Raw genomic sequence first — 18,980 nt, 5'->3', positions numbered from 1 at the left:
TGCGTAGGTCTGACTTACGAACGGCACAAGGAAACGCACATGACCCGGATCACCCCCGATCTTCTGTCCCAGATCCGCGCGCGATTTGCGCAGGTGGAGGCCTGTCCCGAACAGGGAGAGCGCGTCTTCTTCGAAAATGCCGGGGGCGCGCTGACGCTGAAATCGGTTGTGGAAACCTCGACCCGCTATGCCGCCATTCCCGACAACCAGGGGCGGGACAATCCGGGCAGTCATGCGCTGGTGCGCACCATTGCCAGCGCGCGCGAGGACATGGCCGCCTTCATGAACGCGCCGGGCGGACAGTTCTTCGTGGGCGAGAGTGGAACCGAACTTCTGTTCCGCCTCATCATGAATATCTGTCTCGGGGTCGGGCAGGGGAACGGCATCGTGCTTGGCACGACGCTGGAACACCCCGCAACACGCAGTGCGGCGGCGCGCTGGGCGCGGGTTGCCGGGCTGGAGCATGTGCTGGTGGCGCATGACGATGCCACGGGGACCGTGGGGGCCGAGGCCTATGCCGCCGCCGTGACTGCGGACACACGCGTGGCGACCATTGTGCACACATCGCCGGTGACGGGCATGGGCGTTGATGTGGCAAGCGTCGTAGACGCGATCCGTGCCGTGGCACCCGAGTGTTTCGTCATCATCGACGGAATCCAGCACGCCGCGCATGGCCGAATCGACCTGACGGCTTATGGCGCGGATGGCTACGTGATCTCGCCCTACAAGGTGTTCTCGCGGCATGGCTATGGCGTGGCGTGGATTTCGGACCGCCTGACGGCCTTGCCCCATGACAGCCTGATCGGCGGGCCGGAAGATAACTGGGAAATGGGCACGCGCGACACGGGCGCCTATGCCACCATGTCGGATGTGGTGGGATATTTCGAATGGCTTGGGGGGCAGGTGAGCGACGCCACGGACCGGCGCTCGAAATTCGTCGCAGCGGGAGAGGCGATCCATGCACAGGAGGCGGCCCTCTGCCACGCGATGATCCATGGCACCGGCAACCTGCCCGGTCTGGCCGAGATGGAGAAGGTCACGATCATTGGCGGTATCGACAACCCGGCGCGCGAGGGGCTGGCGTCGCTCGTTGTCGATGGGGTGCCATCGGTCGAGGTGGTTGCGCGGCTGAACGCCGAAGGCATCCGCACCCATCTGCGCAAGGACGATCATTATTCCGGCAATATCCTGACCCCGCTGGGATTGGACAGCTGTGTTCGGGTGTCGATGTGCCACTATAACTCTGTGCAGGAAGTGGCCAAGTTTCTTGAGGTGATGAAACGGATCACGGGCTAGTCGCGTCTGCGCCGGGTTTCATATCCCTGACAAGGCCCTGTCACAGAGCTGTAGTATACTCTGCCTAGGGTCCGCGCCAAATTGGACCGAATTTCAAGGATGCCTATTATGAAGCCGACCCATCTGATTGCTGTTCTGGCGACGTCGACTTGCCTGACCTCTGCGGCAATGGCCGACACGCTGACCCGCGTCGCCACCGTGCCTGTCGGCGGTGAAATCACCGGCATGTTCCTTCAGGGCGACGACCTCTTTTTCAACGTGCAGCACCCGGCGTCGGACCTGCCCAGCGACTTTGCCAAAGCCACGGTCGGTGTGATTGCCAATGCCGATTTTGCGGCGGGTGAACTGGCCGTGCCGACCAGCGATGACGACAAGGCCGTGGTCAAGAGCAGCATGGGGACGTACCAGATTCTCGTTCAGGAAGGCGATTTTGGTCGGATCGGGCATATCGTTGGAGCCGGTGGCGAGATCAAGATTTCCAACGATCCGGATTTCAATGCCTTTGTTCCGACCGGTGATGACGTCGGGTATCTCTTTACCAACTGGGAAGACCGCCCCGGCGGCATGTCCCGCGTCAAGATGAGCCGCGCCGCGGACGGGATGTGGCGCGTGGATGAAACCGACGCGAAGATGCTGGATTTCTCAGGGGTGCAGGGCACATGGGTGAACTGTTTCGGCACGCTCAGCCCGTGGGGCACGCCGCTCACCTCGGAAGAGCTCTATTTCGACACCACCGCCGACTGGAACAATCCCGAGTACAAATACATCGGCGGGGTCGAGGCGCTGGAGAGCTATGTCGGCGCCTATCCCAACCCCTATCGCTATGGCTATATAGTGGAGATCACCGACCCGGCGGGCACGGCCACTCCGGTCAAGCTTTTTGCCCAAGGGCGTTTCAGCCATGAGAACGCAGTGGTCATGCCGGATCAGCGCACCGTGTACCTGTCCGACGATGGCACGGACGTGGTGTTCTACAAGTTTGTGGCGGATACGGCAGGCGACATGAGCGCAGGCACGCTTTATGCGGCCAAGGCGACGCAGCTGGGCGAGCCGGGGGCAGATTCGGCCACCACCGGTTTCCAGATCAGCTGGATCGAACTGGCGCATGGCTCCAACACCGAAATCGAAAGCTGGATCGCGCAGTATGACGGGATCTCGCAGGATGATTATGTGGCCGGGGAAAACAGCTATATCTCCGACGCCGAGGTCGCGGAATGGGCCATTGGGGAAGCGCGGGACAACCGGGTGGCCTTCCTTGAATCGCGCAAAGCGGCGGTGGCCAAGGGCGCCACGGCCGAGTTCCGCAAGATGGAAGGCGTGAACATCAACCTTGACGCCGCCAAGAACGGCTCGGTGCCTTACATGTACATGGCCATGTCCGCCGTGGAAAAAGGTATGTCGGACGATGCGGGTGACATTCAGGTGTCCCAGAACAAATGCGGCGTGGTCTATGAGATGAAGCTCGATGCCAACTATAACGTCGGCATGATGGTGCCCGCCGTCGCCGGTGGTCCCTATGACAAGAACAACGGCGCCAACGCCTGTGCGCTCGACAATATCTCGAACCCCGACAACATTCTGGTTCTGGATAATGGTGACGTGCTGATCGGGGAAGACACCGGCAAGCACGAGAACAACGCCATGTGGCTGTGGCGTCGCGGCTAAGCCGTGGCTCAGGGGAAACGACCTGTCGGGGTGGCTCAGGCGAGCCGCCCCGTCTGCACAATCAAGGACGCGCCACGATGAGAGCTCTTTCAGTCCCTCTTTGCCTTCTGTTGACCGCGCCCGCGTGGGCGGGGTCCGACCTTGCCAGCATGGACAGCGCGGCCTTGATGCAGGCCCGGCCCGCCTCTGAGGAGCTGGCCGCTGTCGGGCGGCGCTACAACCCCGAAGCGCCGGTGCCGCCGATGTGTTACACGCGGATCGAGGGCAAGCATAACCCTTGTTACGTCTGCCATCAGAGCTATGAGGACAGCGCGCGACCCAACTATATGGGCGACGGGTCGCTGCAGCAGGAATACGCCTTTTCCGACGCAGCGCTGGTGAACCACTGGACCAACCTGTTTGTCGATCGCACCGAGGCGGTGGCGGCGATGCCGGATGAAGACGTCCTCGCCTATATCAATCAGGACAATTACGATGCGCTGCCTGCGCGCCTTGCCGCGCGGGACTGGCAGGGCTGGATGCCGGACCTTGCGGATTATGGAGCGGGTGCGGGGGCCTTTGATGAACATGGGCTGGCGCGGGACGGATCGTGGTGGGTGGCCTTTGTCTACAAACCTCAGCCATCGACCTTCTGGCCGTCAAACGGGTCGACCGATGATGTGCTGATCCGCCTGCCTGCGCCCTTCTACACCGATGAAAACGGCGCCGAGTCGCGGGACGTCTACATGGCCAATCTCGCGCTTTTGGAAATGGCGTTTCAGGACTTTGAAGACACCACCCTGCCGATGGTGGACGAGGGGGCGATTGGCGCGGATATCGACGGCGATGGCGTGCTGGGCAAGACCGGCAAAATCCTGCGGCGCGACAGGTTTCTGGGCGCGGCGTCGGATCAGCCTGTGCATCGGATGCTCTACCCCGAAGGTACCGAGTTCCTGCATTCCGTGCGTTATGTCGGTGTGGGCGAGAATGGGGCAATTCATGTGCCACGGCGCATGAAGGAGTTGCGCTACATGGTGAAGTCGCGGCTCTATACCGCCCCGGCGCTGGCCTCGCTTTATGGCAATGAAAATCAGGAGAAGCTGGACGAGAACCTGCCCCGATATATCGACCTTGGGGATCGCGGTATGGATACCGGGTTTGGCTGGACCCTGCTGGGCTTCATCGAGGATGCCAACGGGGATCTGCGGCCCCAAACCGACGAGGAACAGCTGTTTTGCCGGGGTTGTCATGCCTCGGTTGGGGCGACGCTGGATCAGACATGGGCCTTTCCGCGCAAGCTTCCCGGTGCCGAGGGCTGGGGCTATATCGACCTCAGATTGATGCAGGATGTGCCAAACCGGGGTCAGGCACGCGGAGAGATTGCGACCTATCTTGAGCGTGCGGGCGGGGCGGACGAGTTCCGCTCAAACGACGAGATGCGCGCGCGCTGGTTCGATGCGAATGGACAGGTCGATCACGCGGCGATGCAGGGGCGCAGTGTCTACGACCTGATCACGCCAAGCGCGGAGCGCGCGCTCGCGATGAACAAGGCCTATCGCGTGATTGTCCAAGAGCAGAGTTTTCTGTTCGGGCGCGATGCCACGATCAAGCCGCCGGTCAATGTGCATGCCGAGATCGACAGCTCGACCGCGCCGACCCTGCCGCCGGAGTTCCGCTATACGCATGACATCCGCTTGGATTGGCTCCGCCGCGCAGAGTAATCGGCGTGACAAAGAAAAAGCCCAACCGGGTTGCTCCGGTTGGGCTTTGTTCTTGGTTGTCTTGTGTGGTTCCTAGTCTTCGCCGCGGGCGAGGAAATAGGCGCTGAAATACCCCAGCAGGCACCAACCCACGGCAGCCACACCCAGCGAGATCGTGGCGAACTCGGCCGAAAGCTCGGGCGGGGCGATGCCGAAATAGGTGTCCAGATGCGGCGCGCCAAACAGGTGCGGCATCAGGATCAACAACAGGGCAACAGCGTGGACAAGAACACCCCTGCCAAAGGCAATCAGCGCAAGGCCAATCGCCGTGGCAAGGATCGTGCCGATCCACCAGACCTGTCGCGGGGCCACTTCGGCGGCGGGCGTACCGGGCAGTTCCGGCGGCAGGCCCATCGCCGGGGCCAGTTGCACGGCGATAAAGCCACACAGACCCCAGATCAGACCATTCTGCACGGTGATCTGCAGCCCGGTGCGTTCCCGGGCAAAGCCCATCGCCGCCACAAGCAAAAGGCCGTAGCCGGTATAGGTCACGACATTGAACGCCACGGTCATCAGGTGACGTCCCCATTCATTGCCAAGGCCGGGCCCGCCCTTTTCGGACTGGGTCATGCCGTCAACAAGGAAATGCACCCGTTGACCGGATTCATAAAGTTCGCCCTCCAGCAGAAGCGGGATGACAAAAACGAACTGAAGCAGGGCTGCGATCAGCCCTGCAATCAGGCCAGCGAACACGGCGCTGGATAACAGATTTTTGGTCATTGTCTTACGACAGGCGCCTGCTTAGTGGCAGGGGAATGCCATCGCGTGACGCTGATCGTGGGCGGCGTCATGCAGCACGGTGGCCTGCGCCATTCCCGAAACGGTCAGCAGGGCAACACCAACAGTCATCGCCAGGATGAAGGCGAGGCCGTGGGTTTTGGCGGCGGCGAAAGATGCGGTTTGGGTCGTCATGGTCCTAGTCTCCTTTCCCGTCACACCCGACGGGCGATTGGGGTTGCGTTGCGCACGGCTGGTCTCCTGGCTTGCGGGTCAACGCGGTGCATTCCCTTCCCAGAGCCGGGGCTCCAGTGGTATTGAACGCGCGCTCGCCGCTTACAGTCGCGGGGGCGGCTGCGGCTTGGGGCGTAAGCCCGTTTCCGCATTCCCATTTCATCCTTGGATGCCATTGAGCACCCGCAGAAACCGTACCCTTCCTGTTTGGACTGTCCTGCCCCTGCTGGTCAAGGCAGATTCCGACGCATGCATGCGCCAAAACGGCCTGTGGCGAAATTGCAATCTGGCGGCGTTCTTCAATATCTTGTGGATAACTGGCGGTCTGTCGCCACATTCAGTGGTTTGGCGTTGACTCGCGGGGGGGCGAGTTTGCAGACTTGCCGAACCCGGAATCAGGAGACGTCCGCCTTTTGCGCTTTTCGAAACTCAGACTCAACGGCTTCAAGAGCTTTGTCGATCCGACCGACCTGATCATTGCGGATGGTCTGACCGGGGTTGTCGGGCCGAACGGCTGTGGCAAATCCAACCTGTTGGAGGCGCTGCGCTGGGTCATGGGGGAAAACCGTCCGACGGCGATGCGGGGCGGCGGCATGGAGGACGTGATCTTTGCCGGGGCCGCAACCCGTCCGGCGCGTAACTTCGCCGAGGTGAACCTGCTTCTGGACAACTCGGAACGGCTCGCGCCTGCAGGATTCAACGACGAAGACAGCCTTGAGATCGTGCGCCGCATCACGCGGGACGTGGGCAGCGCCTACAAGGTCAACTCCAAGGACGTGCGCGCGCGCGATGTGCAGATGCTCTTTGCCGATGCCTCGACCGGGGCGCATTCTCCGGCGCTTGTCCGGCAGGGTCAGATCGCGGAGCTGATCAACGCCAAGCCCAAGAACCGCCGTCGCATCCTAGAGGAAGCGGCCGGGATCTCGGGCCTGTACCAACGTCGCCACGAGGCGGAGCTCAAGCTCAAGGGCGCCGAAACCAATCTGGCGCGCGTCGATGATGTGATCGAGCAGCTGGCCAACCAGCTGGCGCAACTTGCGCGGCAGGCCCGGCAGGCCGCCCGCTACCGCGCGATTGGCGAGGAACTGCGTCAGTCCGAGGGACTGTTGCTCTATCGTCGCTGGAAAGAAGCGGACGAGGCACGCGCCAGGGCGGATGACGAATTGCGCGAGCGCACCACCGCCGCCGCACAGGCCGAAGGCGCGGCGCGCGCCGCCGCCAAGGCACGGGTGGTGCGGGATGAAGCCCTGCCGCCCTTGCGCGAGGAAGAGGCTATCGCCGCCGCCGTTCTGCAGCGCCTGCAGGTACAGCGCGACACGCTCAACGATCAGGAAGCCCACGCGCTCCAGATCATCGAGACGCTGAAGAACCGTATCGTGCAACTGGCCCACGACATGGAACGCGAGGCCGGGTTGAACCGGGACGCGGGCGAGACCATCGAGCGGCTCGAATGGGAACAACGCGAACTCGCCAAGGCCGGGGAAGGCCACGCCGAGCGTCTCGAAGCGGCCGCGGACGAAGCGCGCGAGGCGGCGAGCGTGCTGCAGGAGCGCGAATCGGAACTGGCACAGCTGACCGAGGACGTGGCGCGGCTTGCTGCCCGGCACCAGTCGGCGCATCGTTTGCTGGAGGACAGCCGCAAGACCCAGGCCAAGAGCGAGACCGAAGCCGAAAAGGCGCGCGCCGCCGTGGCCGAGTCTCGGGAAGCGCTGGAGCGGTCTGCCAAGGAGCTTGAGCATGCGCGCGAGGCCGAGGAAGAGGCCATCGAGGCGGCGCAGGCTGCCGAGGAACGGCTGGCCGCGACCGAAGAGGAACGCGCCGAAACGCAGGCACGCGAGGCCGATGCCCGCGCCGAACGTTCGGAGGCCGAGGGCGAGCTGAACGCGCTTCGGGCCGAGACCACGGCGCTGGCCAAGCTGGTCGAGCGTGATACCGCCGAAGGCGGGCAGATTCTTGATCGGCTTCAGGTCCAGCAGGGCTTTGAGAAGGCGCTGGGTGCGGCGATGGCGGATGATCTGCGCGCGCCCGAGGTGGACGAGGATGGCCCCTCTGGCTGGTACGTGCTGCCGCCTTATCCCGAGGATCAACCCTTGCCAGACGGGGTCACGTCGCTGGTGCAGCACGTGTCGGTGCCCGAGGTTCTGGAACGGCGAATGAGTCAGATCGGACTGGCCTCAAGCGAAGACGCGCCGCGTTTGCAGCCCATGTTGAAGCCGGGGCAGCGACTGGTGTCGCTCGAAGGCGATTTGTGGCGCTGGGACGGGTATCGCGCATGGGCGGAAGACGCCCCAAGCGCTGCGGCGCTGCGCCTGCAACAGCTCAACCGTTTGGAAGAGTTGAAGCAGTCCATGGCACAGGCCACGGCCCGCGCGGATGGTGCCGTTCAGGCGCATGAGACCCTGCAGATGCGCCTACGTGATCTGGCCGAGGTCGACAAGGCCGCGCGTCTGGCCCGGCGCGAGGCGGACAAGGCGGTGGCCGATGCCAATCGCGCGCTGAGCCGTGCCGAAGCGGATCGCAACCTGGCCGAAGGGCGGCTCGAATCGCTGGGGCTGGCCGTGACCCGCCACGAAGAAGAGGCGATGTCGGCGCGTGCGCAGGTGCTTGAGGCCGAGCGCGGGCTGGACGATCTGGGGGATCTCGACAAGGCACGTCAGGACGTCGAGGACGTGAAGATGACGGTCGAGGCCGCGCGCATCATGATGATGTCGCGCCGCTCAGCCCATGACGAGGTGCGCCGCGAAGGCGAGGCCCGGCTCAAGCGGTCACAGGAGGTGACCAAGGAAATCAGCGGTTGGCGGCATCGTCTGGAAACGGCTGAAAAACGCATGGGTGAGCTGGCCGAGCGCAAGGAAACGTCGGAAGAGGAACTGGCCGAAGCCGGAAGCGCGCCCGAAGAGATTGCCGCCAAGCGCGAGGAGCTGACGGACGCGATCGAAGAGGCCGAAGCGCGCCGGCGCAAGGCGGCCGACACGCTGGCCGAGGCGGAAGCCGCGCTGCGGGAAGCGGAGCATGCCGAACGTGATGCCGAGCGCGCGGCCAGCGAAGCACGTGAGGCACGCGCCCGCTCCGAAGCGCGCGCAGATGCGGCGCGCGAAACCGTGGCTTATGCTGCTGAGCGGATCATGGAAGAGCAGGAGGTCGGCCCCGCCGCGCTTTTGGAACGGCTGGATGTCGATCCGGACCAGATGCCGGATTCAGCCAGCATCGAGGCGGATGTGAACCGGCTCAAACGGCAACGCGACAGCCTTGGTGCGGTGAACTTGCGCGCCGAGGAGGACGCCAAGGAAGTGCAGGAAGAGCACGATACGCTGGTCACTGAAAAAGCCGATCTGGAAGAGGCGATCCGCACCCTGCGCAACGGGATTGCCAGCCTGAACCGCGAAGGGCGGGAACGATTGCTGACAGCGTTTGAGCAGGTGAATTCGAACTTTGGCCTGTTGTTCCGCCACCTGTTTGGCGGCGGTGAGGCCAATCTTGTACTGGTGGAAAGCGACGACCCGCTTGAAGCCGGGCTTGAGATCATGTGTCAGCCGCCGGGCAAGAAACTGTCGACCCTGTCGCTGTTGTCGGGGGGGGAGCAGACCCTGACGGCGATGGCGCTGATCTTTGCGGTGTTCCTTGCCAACCCGGCGCCGATCTGTGTGCTTGACGAGGTGGACGCGCCGCTGGATGACGCGAACGTCACGCGGTTCTGCGACCTTCTGGACGAGATGTGTCGCCGCACCAACACGCGTTTCCTGATCATCACCCACCACGCGGTGACAATGGCGCGCATGGATCGTCTTTTCGGGGTGACCATGGCGGAGCAGGGTGTGTCACAGCTTGTGTCGGTCGATCTCAAAGCGGCGGAGACGCTGGTCGCCTGAGCGGGGTTGGGGGCGCTTCCCCATCGCGGCAGAGCCGCGATTCCCCGGGGTATTTTTGGAAAAAGAAAGTGCGGGGCGGGTCACTCTTTTGTGAGGCTTGTGTGTGCGTCTGTCGGGCTAGTCTGTCCGGCAGGAGGACGTGGCATGGTGAGATGGTTGCTTGTGGCGGCGCTGGGGGCAGGCCCGGTCATGGCGCAGAACTGGAAGATGCGCGATGGCGACGTCCTGTTTGATCAGGCTGGATTGCAGGCGCGGCTTTCCGGTCAGACGCTGGTCTTCTTTGACGACGGGAAATCCGTCTACGAGGCGGATGGCAAATACAACTACACCTATGGCGGTGGCGGTATCTGGTACGGCTATTGGAAGGCAGCGGCGGACAGCAAGGTCTGCGTGACCTTCGTGACCGGAGTCGAGCGCTGTGATCGGATTGTCGAGAATGGCGGGCGGCTGGTGGTGCTGACCGAAAACGGCGAACGGTTCCCGGTCAGACCGTGAGACTTAGAGCTTGTTGAGAAGCGCCGTGGTGGGCCAGGCGTCGGCGGGCAAGCCAAGGCGGATCTGTTCCTTTTGCACGGCGGCGCGGGTCAGCTTGCCGAGGATGCCGTCCACCTTGCCGACGTCATGGCCGCGCGCCTTGAGCTTCTTCTGAAGCTGTTTCATCTGGTTGCCTGAGAGCGCGGGGTCGGGATTGCCCGCATCATAGCGCGGCGCGCCTTCGAGCCGGGTCGCAAAATAGGCGGCGGTGGTCACGTAGACAAAGCTTTTGTTCCACTCGAAATAGACGCGGTAGTTGGGATAGGCGAGGAAGGCCGGACCCTTGCGCCCCTGTGGCAGCAATAGCGAGGCGGGCAGGTTCGGAAGGTTTCCATAGCGTGGTTTCACGCCCTGTTTCGCCCAGTCGCGGGCGTTCATCTGGTGATCAAGCCCGGATTTCGCCCAGTCGAGGTTTTGCGGAACGTCGACCTCCTGAAGCCACGGTTCGTTCTTGCGCCATCCGAGGTGGCTGAGCATCTGGGCACCAGACATCAGCGCATCCGGGGCGGAGGTCTTGAGATTGACTTCACCGTCGCCGTCGCCGTCCACACCGTTCTCGATAATGTCGGCCGGCAGCATCTGGACCATGCCGATTTCACCCGCCCAGGCGCCCGTGGTCTTGGTGGGGCTGAAATCGCCGCGTTCATAAAGTTCGAGCGCCGCAAACACCTGTGGGCGGAAAAGATCGGGTCGGCGGCAGTCATGCGACAGCGTCACCAGCGAGTTCAGCGTGTTGAAGTTGCCCTGAAACGCACCATAGTCGGTTTCGAACGCCCAGAACGCCAGAAGCACGCCGCGCGAGACACCGTATTGGCGTTCGATCTGGCGGAAAACAGCGTCATATTGTTTCGATTTGCGGCGCCCGTTGTCGATCCGGTTCTGGCTGATCAGGCGCTGCGAAAAATCGAGGAATGGCATCTGGAACACGCCCTGGGCGCGGTCCGCGTTGATGGTTTTCTGGTCAAAGCGTGCGCTGGCAAAGAACTTGTCCACCGTAGACTTGGAATGCCCCTTTGAAATGGCCTCTTTCTTGAGTCCGTCGACAAAGCTGTTGAATGACCCGCCGCAGGGCGCCTTGGCCGTGGCCGCACCCGCGCTCAGGACAAGCGCGGCGAGAAGGGGGAGAAATCGCATGGGGCAAACCTCTTAATGAATTTTCAAAGAGGTTAACAGGAAGCAGGCGCAGGGCAACACTCAGATCAAGGCGAGGCCGATCACGATTGCGAGGAATGCGCCCCATGAGCGCCAGAGCGCGGTGCAGGCGGCGTCGATATCATCTGGGCCAAGATCGTGGCGGCCATGTGGATTGACGAACGGAAAATCGCGCATCTCGCCGTCATAGGCGCGCGGCCCGGCGATGGCGGTATCGAGCGCGCGCGCCATGGCGGATTCAGGCCAGCCGGCATTGGGCGAGCGATGCAGGCGGGCATCGGCGCGAATGGCGCCCCAGTCGGAAAACCCGTGGTGCGTGGCGGCGATCAAGGCGGCCGTAAATCGGGCGGGTATCCAGTTGAGCACATCGTCAAGCCGTGCCGCCGCCCAGCCAAAGGCGGCAAAACGGTCCGTGCGATAGCCGATCATGCTGTCAGCCGTGTTGATGATCTTGTAGACAAGCAGTCCGGGCAACCCGGCGACAAGGTACCAGAAAGCGGGGGCAATCACGCCGTCGCTGAGGTTCTCGGCCGCGCTTTCGATTGCCGAGCGTGTAACCGCGCTCTGATCCATGTTGGCGGTGTCGCGGCTGACGATACGTGCAACGGCCCGGCGCCCGTCCCCGAGCGAGATCCGAAGCGCGTCCCCGACGGCGCGCACGTGATCGACAAGCGAGCGTTGCGCCATAAGGATAGCGGCAAGGACCATTTCCGGGAGCCAGCCGAGGAAAGACAGTCCCCGTCCCAGGGCCCACATGCCACCCACGAGGGTGAGCACGAGCAGGATGCCGTTCACCCGGCGAATTGGGCCTCGATTCAGGTGTGTTTCGGCCCAACCAATCAGGCGTCCCATCAGGACGGCAGGATGGGGCAGGCGGCGCCAGACCCAATCCGGTTCGCCGAAGATCGCGTCGATCAGTAGTGCCAGAGCGAGGAGGGCAGCGGTGCTCATAGCGCGTCCTCCAGTTGCGCCCAGCGATCTGGTGCGGGCAGACCAAGGCGCAGAAATGTCTTTGAGTACGGGAAGATACGGCTCCAGACATGGGCGCGGGCCAGCTTGTTTTGCCACGCGACAGCATCGTCAACGTCATAAAGCCGGAACAGCGGTGTTCCCCCGGCCAGTTGCGCCCCGGCTCCGGTCAACAACGTGTCGAGCCGGGATGCATCTTCGGAAAGGCGGTTGCGCGTGGCTTCGGCCCAGCCTGCATCCTGCAAGGCGGCAGTGCCTGTGACGAGGGCAGGGCCGGACACGGCCCACGGCCCGGACAGGTCGTTCAGCCGCGCGATCAGCGCCGGGTCTCCGATGGCAAACCCGAGCCGCATACCCGCGAGCCCCCAGAACTTTCCAAAGCTCTTGAGCACGATGCGCCCCGGTTTCGCGGCTTCGGCGATCAGGCTGTCGCTGGGGCAGATATCGCAGAAACTTTCGTCGATAATCGTCAGAGGCGCGGTGAGGTCCGCCGTCGACCAGAGCCGCCCGGTGGGGTTGTTCGGATGCACCAGAACCCGTGCGTCAGGCGCGGTCGTGCCGATCTGCCAGCCTTGTGCGCGGAACGCGGCGGCATGTTCATTATAGGTCGGAGCCGGGATGTCGACCGTCCCCGATGTGGCCAGTGCCGGTATCCGCGCGATCAGCGCCGAGGCGCCCGGAGCGGCGAGCACCGCTGCGGCCTCGGGCAAGTTCCAGAATTTGCGCGCCGCCGCGATCAACGCCGCCTGTGCTGCCCTGTCAGGCAGTTCCATCCAGGCGGACATCGGGATGGGGGGTATGGGATAGGCCACCGGGTTGATTCCCGTGGAGAGGTCCAGCCAGTCGGCGCGGGCGCCTCCCCACTGTGCCATGGCCGCGTCCAGCCCGCCCCCGTGATCGCGGGGGGTGTCGAACGGTTTTTTTTGTGTCGGGACAGTCATGATTGCGGCGTTCCTCTTGATCGGCGTTGAAGCGGAAAACCTGGCCTTTGGCAAGAGACCGCCGACGCAAGGGGCGTTAACAGTTCGTTAACCAATCGTTAGGAAAATCGTCGCATCAACGTTTAATTGAAAATTCGTAACGAATTGTCAGAAGTGGCAGGGGGTGTACATGCGCACGCTGATCGTAGAGGGCTGCGCCGATTTGGGGATCGTCTGGCAGCGACACTTGCTGCGATTGGGGGTCGAGGCTGACCTTGCCACGTCGCACGCAGATGCGGTTTCGGCGCTGGAAGACGCCACCTGCGCGGATGCCACCTACGAGGTGATGGTGCTCGACCTGATGCTGGAAGGGGGCGCTGCGCTGGCCCTTTCGGATTATGCCAGCTATCGCCATCCGTTGATGCAGGTGATCTTTGTCACCAACTCGGTGTTTTTCTCGGATGGCTCGATCTTCAACCATTGCGCAAACGCGCGGGCATTTTTGCCCACCGGAACCCCGCCTGAAGACCTTGCCGCGATGGTCGAGCACTATGGTACAAACCGTCAGGTGATTTGAGACGTGCCGCGCCCGTGCGGCGCGTCGTAGTCCAAAATCGGGTTGATCGGGACAATCCGGTTCGGATTGATGCTTTCGTGGCTGTAGTGATAGTGGCGCACGATATGATCAAGCTTCACCGTCTCGGCGATACCCGGCACCTGGTACAGTGCGCGGGTGTAGGCCCACAGGTTGGGATAATCCACGATGCGGCGTCGGTTGCATTTGAAGTGCAGATGATAGACCGGATCGAACCGGATCAGCGTGGTGAACAGGCGCCAGTCGGCTTCGGTCAGCGTGTCGCCGATCAGGAAGCGGTTTCTTGAGAGGCGGTCTTCGAGCCAGTCCAGCGTGTCGAACAGGGGGTATACCGCGTCCTCGTAGGCGTCCTGCGTTGAGGCGAAACCGGCGCGATAAACCCCATTGTTGAGCGTGTCATAGATGCGGGTGTTCACAACCTCGATCTCTTCGCGCAGCGCTTCGGGCCAGAAATCAAGGTCATTTCCGGTAATCCGGTCAAAGGCGCTGTTGAACATGCGGATGATCTCGGCGCTTTCATTTGAAACGATGGTGGCCTGTTCCTTGTCCCAGAGGATCGGGACCGTCGCCCGGCCCGAATACGCCGGGTCTGCACGGGTATAGAGATCGTGGGCGTGCCCGCTGTTGAAAAGCGCATCCCCCGTGGCGCCTGCGAAGTCGTCGTCAAAGCTCCAGCCCTCATCAAGCATGTCGGGATGCACTGCCGACACCGCGATATGATCGCTCAACCCCTTCAGGGATCTGAAAATCAGGGTGCGATGGGCCCATGGGCATGCGTAGGATACATAAAGATGATAGCGCCCGCTTGCGGCAGCAAACCCGCCGGCCCCGCTCGGCCCCGGTGCCCCGTCCGGTGTGATCCAGTTGCGGAACTGGGCCGCTGCGCGTTCGAATTTGCCGCCACTTGCCTTGGTGTCGATCGCTTCCGTCACCCAGCGTCCGTCCAGAAGGTGTCCCATCCTATGCTCCCGTTTTGCTCGTCTCCTACCTAAGTCTCGGTCGGTGCGGAGAAAACGCAACACTGCGCAAAGGAGTTGCGCGTATTTGCACAAGGGGCGGCAAATCGGAAATTCCTGTCTTGACCGAATCCGAATGTGGTTGAACCCTACGGGCAGGAATGGAGCGAACAATGTCGACCTATGTACCGCCGGAAGTGCAGAAAGGGCTGGATGCGGCCCGCAAGAAAGATCTCAAGCGCCGCAACAAGCTGCGGGTCGAGGCTGATGGGCGCAGCTTTCGCGTGCTGCGCTTTCAGGAAGACGGGTTCACCCTGGATGTCGAGGACGCACCGCACCTGCGCGGCCTCGTGGACCTGTACGACGGCGGGCGGCATTTCCTGCAATGCCTGATCGTCGCCTCCGAAGAAGAGGCTGGTGAAATGCGGTACGAGTTCAAGCGCGCCACCCAGGCAACCGACAAACCCCCGGTCGATTTCGAACAACCCGAGTTTGTTCCCGCAGGGCTGATCACCAACGGCTAGATATCCTGCCGCCCCCGGTTCTTCATTTTGCCAGAAATACTCAAACGCGCGCCAAAGGCGCGCCACGCCCAACGCTTTGCGGCGCAGCTTTGCTGCACCGACAAAGGGGCGGGAGCCTTTGTTTTTGACGCTTACTGAAGGTCCGAGAAAGCTGCCGTCAGGCGTTCAGCGGCCTCGCTCACACGCGCGCGGGGGGTCGCGATGTTGAAGCGTAGGAAGCTGTCGCCGCCCTTGCCAAAGGTCGGGCCGTGATTGACGGCGATGCGCGCGTCCTGTTCGACACGACGGGTGAACTCTTCGCGCGACATGCCCGTTCCCGAGAAATCCACCCAACTCAGATAGGTCGCTTCCAGCGGCATCGACTGCAGTCCCGGGATCGCCGCCACCGCGTCGTCAAGCACTTTGCGGTTGCCATCCAGGTAGGCCACGAGGTCGTCGACCCATGCCGCGCCTTCGGGGGAATAGGCGGCTTCGGCCATGTAGAGACCAAAGGAGTTGGGCGATTTCCCAAGTGCCGCCATGCGCGCTCCAAACCGTTTGCGCAGCTCCGGATCCTGAATAATCACGTTGCCGGAATGCCCGCCCGCAATGTTGAAGGTCTTGGTGGTCGCGGTCATCATCACCAGACGGTCCCGTATGCTTTCATCCACCAGCGCCATCGCGATATGGGTGTTGCCGGGATAGACGAGGTCGTGGTGAATCTCGTCCGACACAAGGATCAGGTCGTGGCGTTTGCAGAAATCGGCCACCCCCTGCAATTCCTCGAGGGTCCAGACACGGCCGCCCGGATTGTGCGGCGAACACAGGATCAGCATGGTCTCGTCACCGGTCATCTGCGCGTCCCAAGCGTCGAAATCCATTTCATAGCGCCCTTCGTTCAGGGCCAGTTCACATTCCACGACCTTGCGATCAGCTGCGCGGATCACCCTGTGAAACGCGTGGTAGACCGGCGTCATCAGCACCACGCCATCGCCCGGCTGGGTAAAGGCGTCGATGCACATGGCGGTGCCATTGACCAGACCGTGGGTGGTGAAAATCTCGTCCTGCTGCACGGTCCAGCCGTGGCGGGTTTCCATCCACCAGCAGATCGCCGCGTGATAGCCGGTATAGTCGCCGTAATAGCCAAAAACCCCGTGGTCGATCATGCCCTGCAATGCATCGCGCACGCATTGCGGCGGGCGGAAATCCATATCCGCCACCCACATGGAAATCCCGTCCTTGGCCGGCACCCCATAAAGCTCTTCCATCATGTCCCATTTCACGGAATGGGTGCCAAAGCGGTCGATGATTTCGTCAAAGCTCATGATGGGTCCTCTGCTCCTCTTGGGTCCGGGTGAAGCTACCGCTTTCCCCCCGCGTTGCAAGCCCCGTTGCACAGCGCGCGCGCATGGCCTAGATGAAGCCCATGATTAAGCCGATCCTGATCCACCCCGACCCGCGTTTGAAAAAGGTCTGTGCGCCCGTTGACGATCTCTCGGACGAGCTGCGCAGCCTCGCCAAAGACATGCTGGCGACGATGTATGACGCGCCCGGGATTGGCCTCGCCGCACCGCAGGTGGGCGTGCTGGAACGGCTGATCGTGATGGATTGCGTGAAAGAGGGCGATCCTGAGCCCATGGTGATGTTCAATCCTGAAATTCTGGCCAAGTCCGACGACCTCAACACCTACGAAGAAGGGTGCCTCTCGATCCCGGAACAGTTTGCCGAAGTCACCCGGCCGGCTGCGGTCCGGGTCGGCTGGATCGATGAGAACGGCAATCCGCAGGAAAAGGATTTCGACGGGCTTTGGGCAACTTGTGTCCAGCACGAGATCGACCACCTAAACGGCAAGCTTTTCATCGATTACCTCGGCCCGATGAAACGCCAGATGATGACCCGCAAATCCCAGAAGCTGAAACGCGAGCTGGCGCGCGGATGAGTGTGCTGCCGCTGGTGATCTGGCCTGATGAGCGCCTGTCGCAGGTCTGCGACCATGTGGGCGAGGACGATCACGAGGCGCTGGTGCAGGACATGTTTGACACGATGTATGCCGCCAATGGGCGCGGATTGGCCGCGCCGCAGGTGGGTGTCATGCGACGGATCTTCGTCATGGACGCGGGTTGGAAAGAGGGCGACCCCACGCCCGAGGCCTTTCTCGACCCGGTCATCATGGTGCGCGAAAAGCGTACCGAAGTGATGGAGGAAGGGTGCCTCTCCATTCCCGGTCTCATGGTTCCGGTGGAACGTCCCGTCGCTGTGACGTTGGCGTGGCGGGATGCGCGCGGCGACATGCATATGCGTGACTTTGACGGTTTCGAGGCGCGCTGCATCCAGCACGAGATCGACCATCTTGATGGGCGCGTGACGCTTGATCACCTGACCGAAGCCGACAAGGCCGATTTCATCGCGACATATGAGGCCCAGACATGACCGTTCGCCCCTGCCTGCAATGGCCCGACAAACGCCTGCGCACCCCTGCCGCCGAGGTGGAAGAGATCACCGATCATGTGCGGCAGGTCTGGGACGACCTGATCGACACGATGGAGGCCATGCCCGGTGTGGGTATGGGCGCCAACCAGATCGGTGAAATGCTGCGCCTGATCGTGGTCGATGCCAGCGATACCCGCGGACAGGCCGTACGCATGGCCAATCCGGAAATCCTGCATGCCTCGATCGAGGATCGCGAACACGACGAAGCCAGCCCGAACCTGCCCGGCGTGTCGGCCATGATCAAACGCCCGCGCGCAGTAACGGTGCGGTTTCTCAACGAGGACGGCATGATCCAGCGGCGCGATTTTGTCGGGCTTTGGGCCACGTCGGTGCAGCACCAGATCGACCATATCAACGGCAAGATGTATTTTGATCGCCTGAGCAAGGTAAAGCGCGACATGCTGATCAAGAAGGCGAGGAAGCTGCGATGAAAGTGGTCTTCATGGGCACGCCGGATTTCTCGGTGCCGGTTCTGGATGCGCTGGTCGAGGCGGGCCACGAGATCGCGGCTGTCTATTGCCAGCCGCCCCGCCCCGCAGGGCGCGGCAAGAAAGACCGCCCGACACCCGTGCATGCCCGCGCCCAAGCGCTTGGTCTTGAGGTCCGGCATCCGGTCTCGCTCAAGGGGGCGGAAGAACAGGCCGCCTTTGCCGCGCTGAATGCCGATGTGGCCGTTGTGGTCGCGTATGGGTTGATCCTGCCCCAGCCTATTCTTGATGCCCCCGCGCATGGGTGCCTCAATATTCACGCCAGCCTTTTGCCGCGCTGGCGCGGGGCCGCGCCGATCCACCGCGCTATCATGGCGGGCGATGAAAAAACCGGTGTCTGCATCATGCAGATGGAAGCCGGACTGGACACTGGTCCGGTGCTCATGGTTGACGAGACCGGGATCGGGGAAACCGAAACGACGGACCTGTTGCATGACAGGCTCTCGAAGATGGGGGCAAGGCTGATTGTGGCGGCTTTGAGCGACTTACCGGATCTGGTTCCGGTGCCCCAGCCCGACGATGGCGTCACCTACGCCCACAAGATCGACAAGTCCGAAGCCAAGATCGACTGGACCGCCCCGGCAGAAGACGTTGATCGCAAGATCCGCGGGCTTTCCCCGTTTCCCGGCGCGTGGACCGAGATCGACGGGCAGCGGATCAAACTGCTGGCATCCCGGCTGGGAGAAGGCGTAGGTGCCCCCGGCACGCTGCTGGATGACGCGCTGACTGTGGCGTGTGGCACAGGTGCGGTGCAGTTGTTGCGCTTGCAACGGGCGGGCAAAGGCGCGCAGGATGCAGAAACCTTCCTGCGGGGCTTTCCGCTGGAAAAAGGACGCCAGCTCTAGGAGCCGAA

The 18,980-nt window shown here is 62.6% G+C and carries 18 protein-coding genes and 1 riboswitch; of the genes, 11 read left to right on the top strand and 7 right to left on the bottom strand.

Features of this window, described 5'->3' with window-relative positions:
* The first annotated feature begins 39 nt into the window (after positions 1–39).
* From BMZ35_RS05315 to BMZ35_RS05305, 3 genes are all read left to right on the top strand, one after another.
* Positions 40–1,296 carry an aminotransferase class V-fold PLP-dependent enzyme gene (locus BMZ35_RS05315; RefSeq protein WP_093091562.1) on the top strand — a complete coding sequence of 419 codons (1,257 nt, stop codon included), beginning with the start codon at positions 40–42 and terminating at the stop codon, positions 1,294–1,296.
* 108 nt (positions 1,297–1,404) lie between these two features.
* Positions 1,405–2,961 (top strand): PhoX family protein, encoded by a 1,557-nt coding sequence (locus tag BMZ35_RS05310; protein WP_207502902.1) that lies wholly within the window; start codon positions 1,405–1,407, stop codon positions 2,959–2,961.
* A gap of 77 nt (positions 2,962–3,038) precedes the next feature.
* Positions 3,039–4,661, top strand: a complete 1,623-nt coding sequence (locus tag BMZ35_RS05305; RefSeq protein ID WP_131814330.1) for a hypothetical protein — start codon at positions 3,039–3,041, stop codon at positions 4,659–4,661.
* Positions 4,662–4,733: 72 nt separating this feature from the next.
* On the opposite strand, the gene BMZ35_RS05300 is transcribed toward BMZ35_RS05305, so the two are convergent.
* Entirely contained in the window at positions 4,734–5,420 is a 687-nt protein-coding gene (locus tag BMZ35_RS05300; protein WP_093091556.1) for a CbtA family protein, read from the bottom strand.
* A 21-nt stretch (positions 5,421–5,441) separates the two neighbouring features.
* Positions 5,442–5,612: a CbtB domain-containing protein gene (locus BMZ35_RS05295; protein ID WP_093091554.1), complete on the bottom strand. Its 171-nt coding sequence runs from the start codon at positions 5,610–5,612 to the stop codon at positions 5,442–5,444.
* A gap of 39 nt (positions 5,613–5,651) precedes the next feature.
* Positions 5,652–5,863: riboswitch (cobalamin riboswitch) on the bottom strand.
* Between the two features lie 201 nt (positions 5,864–6,064).
* On the opposite strand from BMZ35_RS05295, the gene smc reads away from it, so the two are divergent.
* Both smc and BMZ35_RS05285 read left to right on the top strand, forming a co-directional pair.
* Positions 6,065–9,520: a chromosome segregation protein SMC gene (smc, locus tag BMZ35_RS05290; protein WP_093091552.1), complete on the top strand. Its 3,456-nt coding sequence runs from the start codon at positions 6,065–6,067 to the stop codon at positions 9,518–9,520.
* Positions 9,521–9,664: 144 nt separating this feature from the next.
* Positions 9,665–10,015 carry a hypothetical protein gene (locus BMZ35_RS05285; RefSeq protein WP_093091550.1) on the top strand — a complete coding sequence of 117 codons (351 nt, stop codon included), beginning with the start codon at positions 9,665–9,667 and terminating at the stop codon, positions 10,013–10,015.
* 3 nt (positions 10,016–10,018) lie between these two features.
* On the opposite strand, the gene BMZ35_RS05280 is transcribed toward BMZ35_RS05285, so the two are convergent.
* Genes BMZ35_RS05280 through BMZ35_RS05270 form a run of 3 tightly spaced genes read right to left on the bottom strand, consistent with a single transcriptional unit; the run spans position 10,019 to position 13,116 of the window.
* Positions 10,019–11,188: a lytic murein transglycosylase gene (locus tag BMZ35_RS05280; protein ID WP_093091548.1), complete on the bottom strand. Its 1,170-nt coding sequence runs from the start codon at positions 11,186–11,188 to the stop codon at positions 10,019–10,021.
* A 60-nt stretch (positions 11,189–11,248) separates the two neighbouring features.
* Positions 11,249–12,157, bottom strand: coding sequence for an adenosylcobinamide-phosphate synthase CbiB (gene cbiB, locus BMZ35_RS05275; RefSeq protein WP_093091546.1), 909 nt, complete (start codon positions 12,155–12,157; stop codon positions 11,249–11,251).
* Entirely contained in the window at positions 12,154–13,116 is a 963-nt protein-coding gene (locus tag BMZ35_RS05270) for a threonine-phosphate decarboxylase (protein ID WP_093091544.1), read from the bottom strand. The genes cbiB and BMZ35_RS05270 overlap by 4 nt, the downstream gene beginning before the upstream one ends.
* A 169-nt stretch (positions 13,117–13,285) precedes the next feature.
* On the opposite strand from BMZ35_RS05270, the gene BMZ35_RS05265 reads away from it, so the two are divergent.
* Entirely contained in the window at positions 13,286–13,672 is a 387-nt protein-coding gene (locus BMZ35_RS05265) for a hypothetical protein (RefSeq protein WP_093091542.1), read from the top strand.
* Here BMZ35_RS05265 and BMZ35_RS05260 read toward each other — a convergent pair.
* Entirely contained in the window at positions 13,660–14,649 is a 990-nt protein-coding gene (locus BMZ35_RS05260; RefSeq protein WP_093091540.1) for a glutathione S-transferase family protein, read from the bottom strand. The genes BMZ35_RS05265 and BMZ35_RS05260 overlap by 13 nt on opposite strands.
* Before the next feature lie 170 nt (positions 14,650–14,819).
* On the opposite strand from BMZ35_RS05260, the gene BMZ35_RS05255 reads away from it, so the two are divergent.
* A complete protein-coding gene (locus BMZ35_RS05255) occupies positions 14,820–15,170 on the top strand; it encodes a hypothetical protein (RefSeq protein WP_093091538.1) in 351 nt (116 codons plus the stop codon).
* A 131-nt stretch (positions 15,171–15,301) separates the two neighbouring features.
* Here the strand turns inward: BMZ35_RS05255 and BMZ35_RS05250 are convergent, their stop codons facing one another.
* Positions 15,302–16,474: a MalY/PatB family protein gene (locus tag BMZ35_RS05250; protein ID WP_093091536.1), complete on the bottom strand. Its 1,173-nt coding sequence runs from the start codon at positions 16,472–16,474 to the stop codon at positions 15,302–15,304.
* A gap of 101 nt (positions 16,475–16,575) precedes the next feature.
* Between BMZ35_RS05250 and def (BMZ35_RS05245) the strand changes: the two genes are divergently transcribed.
* From def (BMZ35_RS05245) to fmt, 4 genes are read left to right on the top strand one after another with little or no spacing between them, the layout of a single operon-like run.
* Positions 16,576–17,088, top strand: a complete 513-nt coding sequence (gene def, locus BMZ35_RS05245; protein WP_093092590.1) for a peptide deformylase — start codon at positions 16,576–16,578, stop codon at positions 17,086–17,088.
* Entirely contained in the window at positions 17,085–17,579 is a 495-nt protein-coding gene (gene def / locus BMZ35_RS05240) for a peptide deformylase (RefSeq protein WP_093091534.1), read from the top strand. The genes def (BMZ35_RS05245) and def (BMZ35_RS05240) overlap by 4 nt, the downstream gene beginning before the upstream one ends.
* On the top strand, positions 17,576–18,070 hold the full coding sequence (gene def, locus BMZ35_RS05235; protein WP_093091532.1) for a peptide deformylase: 495 nt from the start codon (positions 17,576–17,578) through the stop codon (positions 18,068–18,070). The genes def (BMZ35_RS05240) and def (BMZ35_RS05235) overlap by 4 nt, the downstream gene beginning before the upstream one ends.
* The gene (fmt, locus tag BMZ35_RS05230; protein WP_093091530.1) at positions 18,067–18,972 is read left to right on the top strand and encodes a methionyl-tRNA formyltransferase; all 906 of its coding nucleotides are present in this window, start codon (positions 18,067–18,069) and stop codon (positions 18,970–18,972) included. Before def (BMZ35_RS05235) ends, fmt begins: the two co-directional genes overlap by 4 nt.
* Positions 18,973–18,980: the final 8 nt, after the last annotated feature.

The sequence above is a fragment of the Shimia aestuarii genome, from assembly GCF_900114635.1.
GTDB lineage: Bacteria > Pseudomonadota > Alphaproteobacteria > Rhodobacterales > Rhodobacteraceae > Shimia > Shimia aestuarii.
The sequence above is the reverse complement of the archived record's forward strand: the minus strand, read 5'-3'. Positions and strand labels throughout refer to the sequence as shown.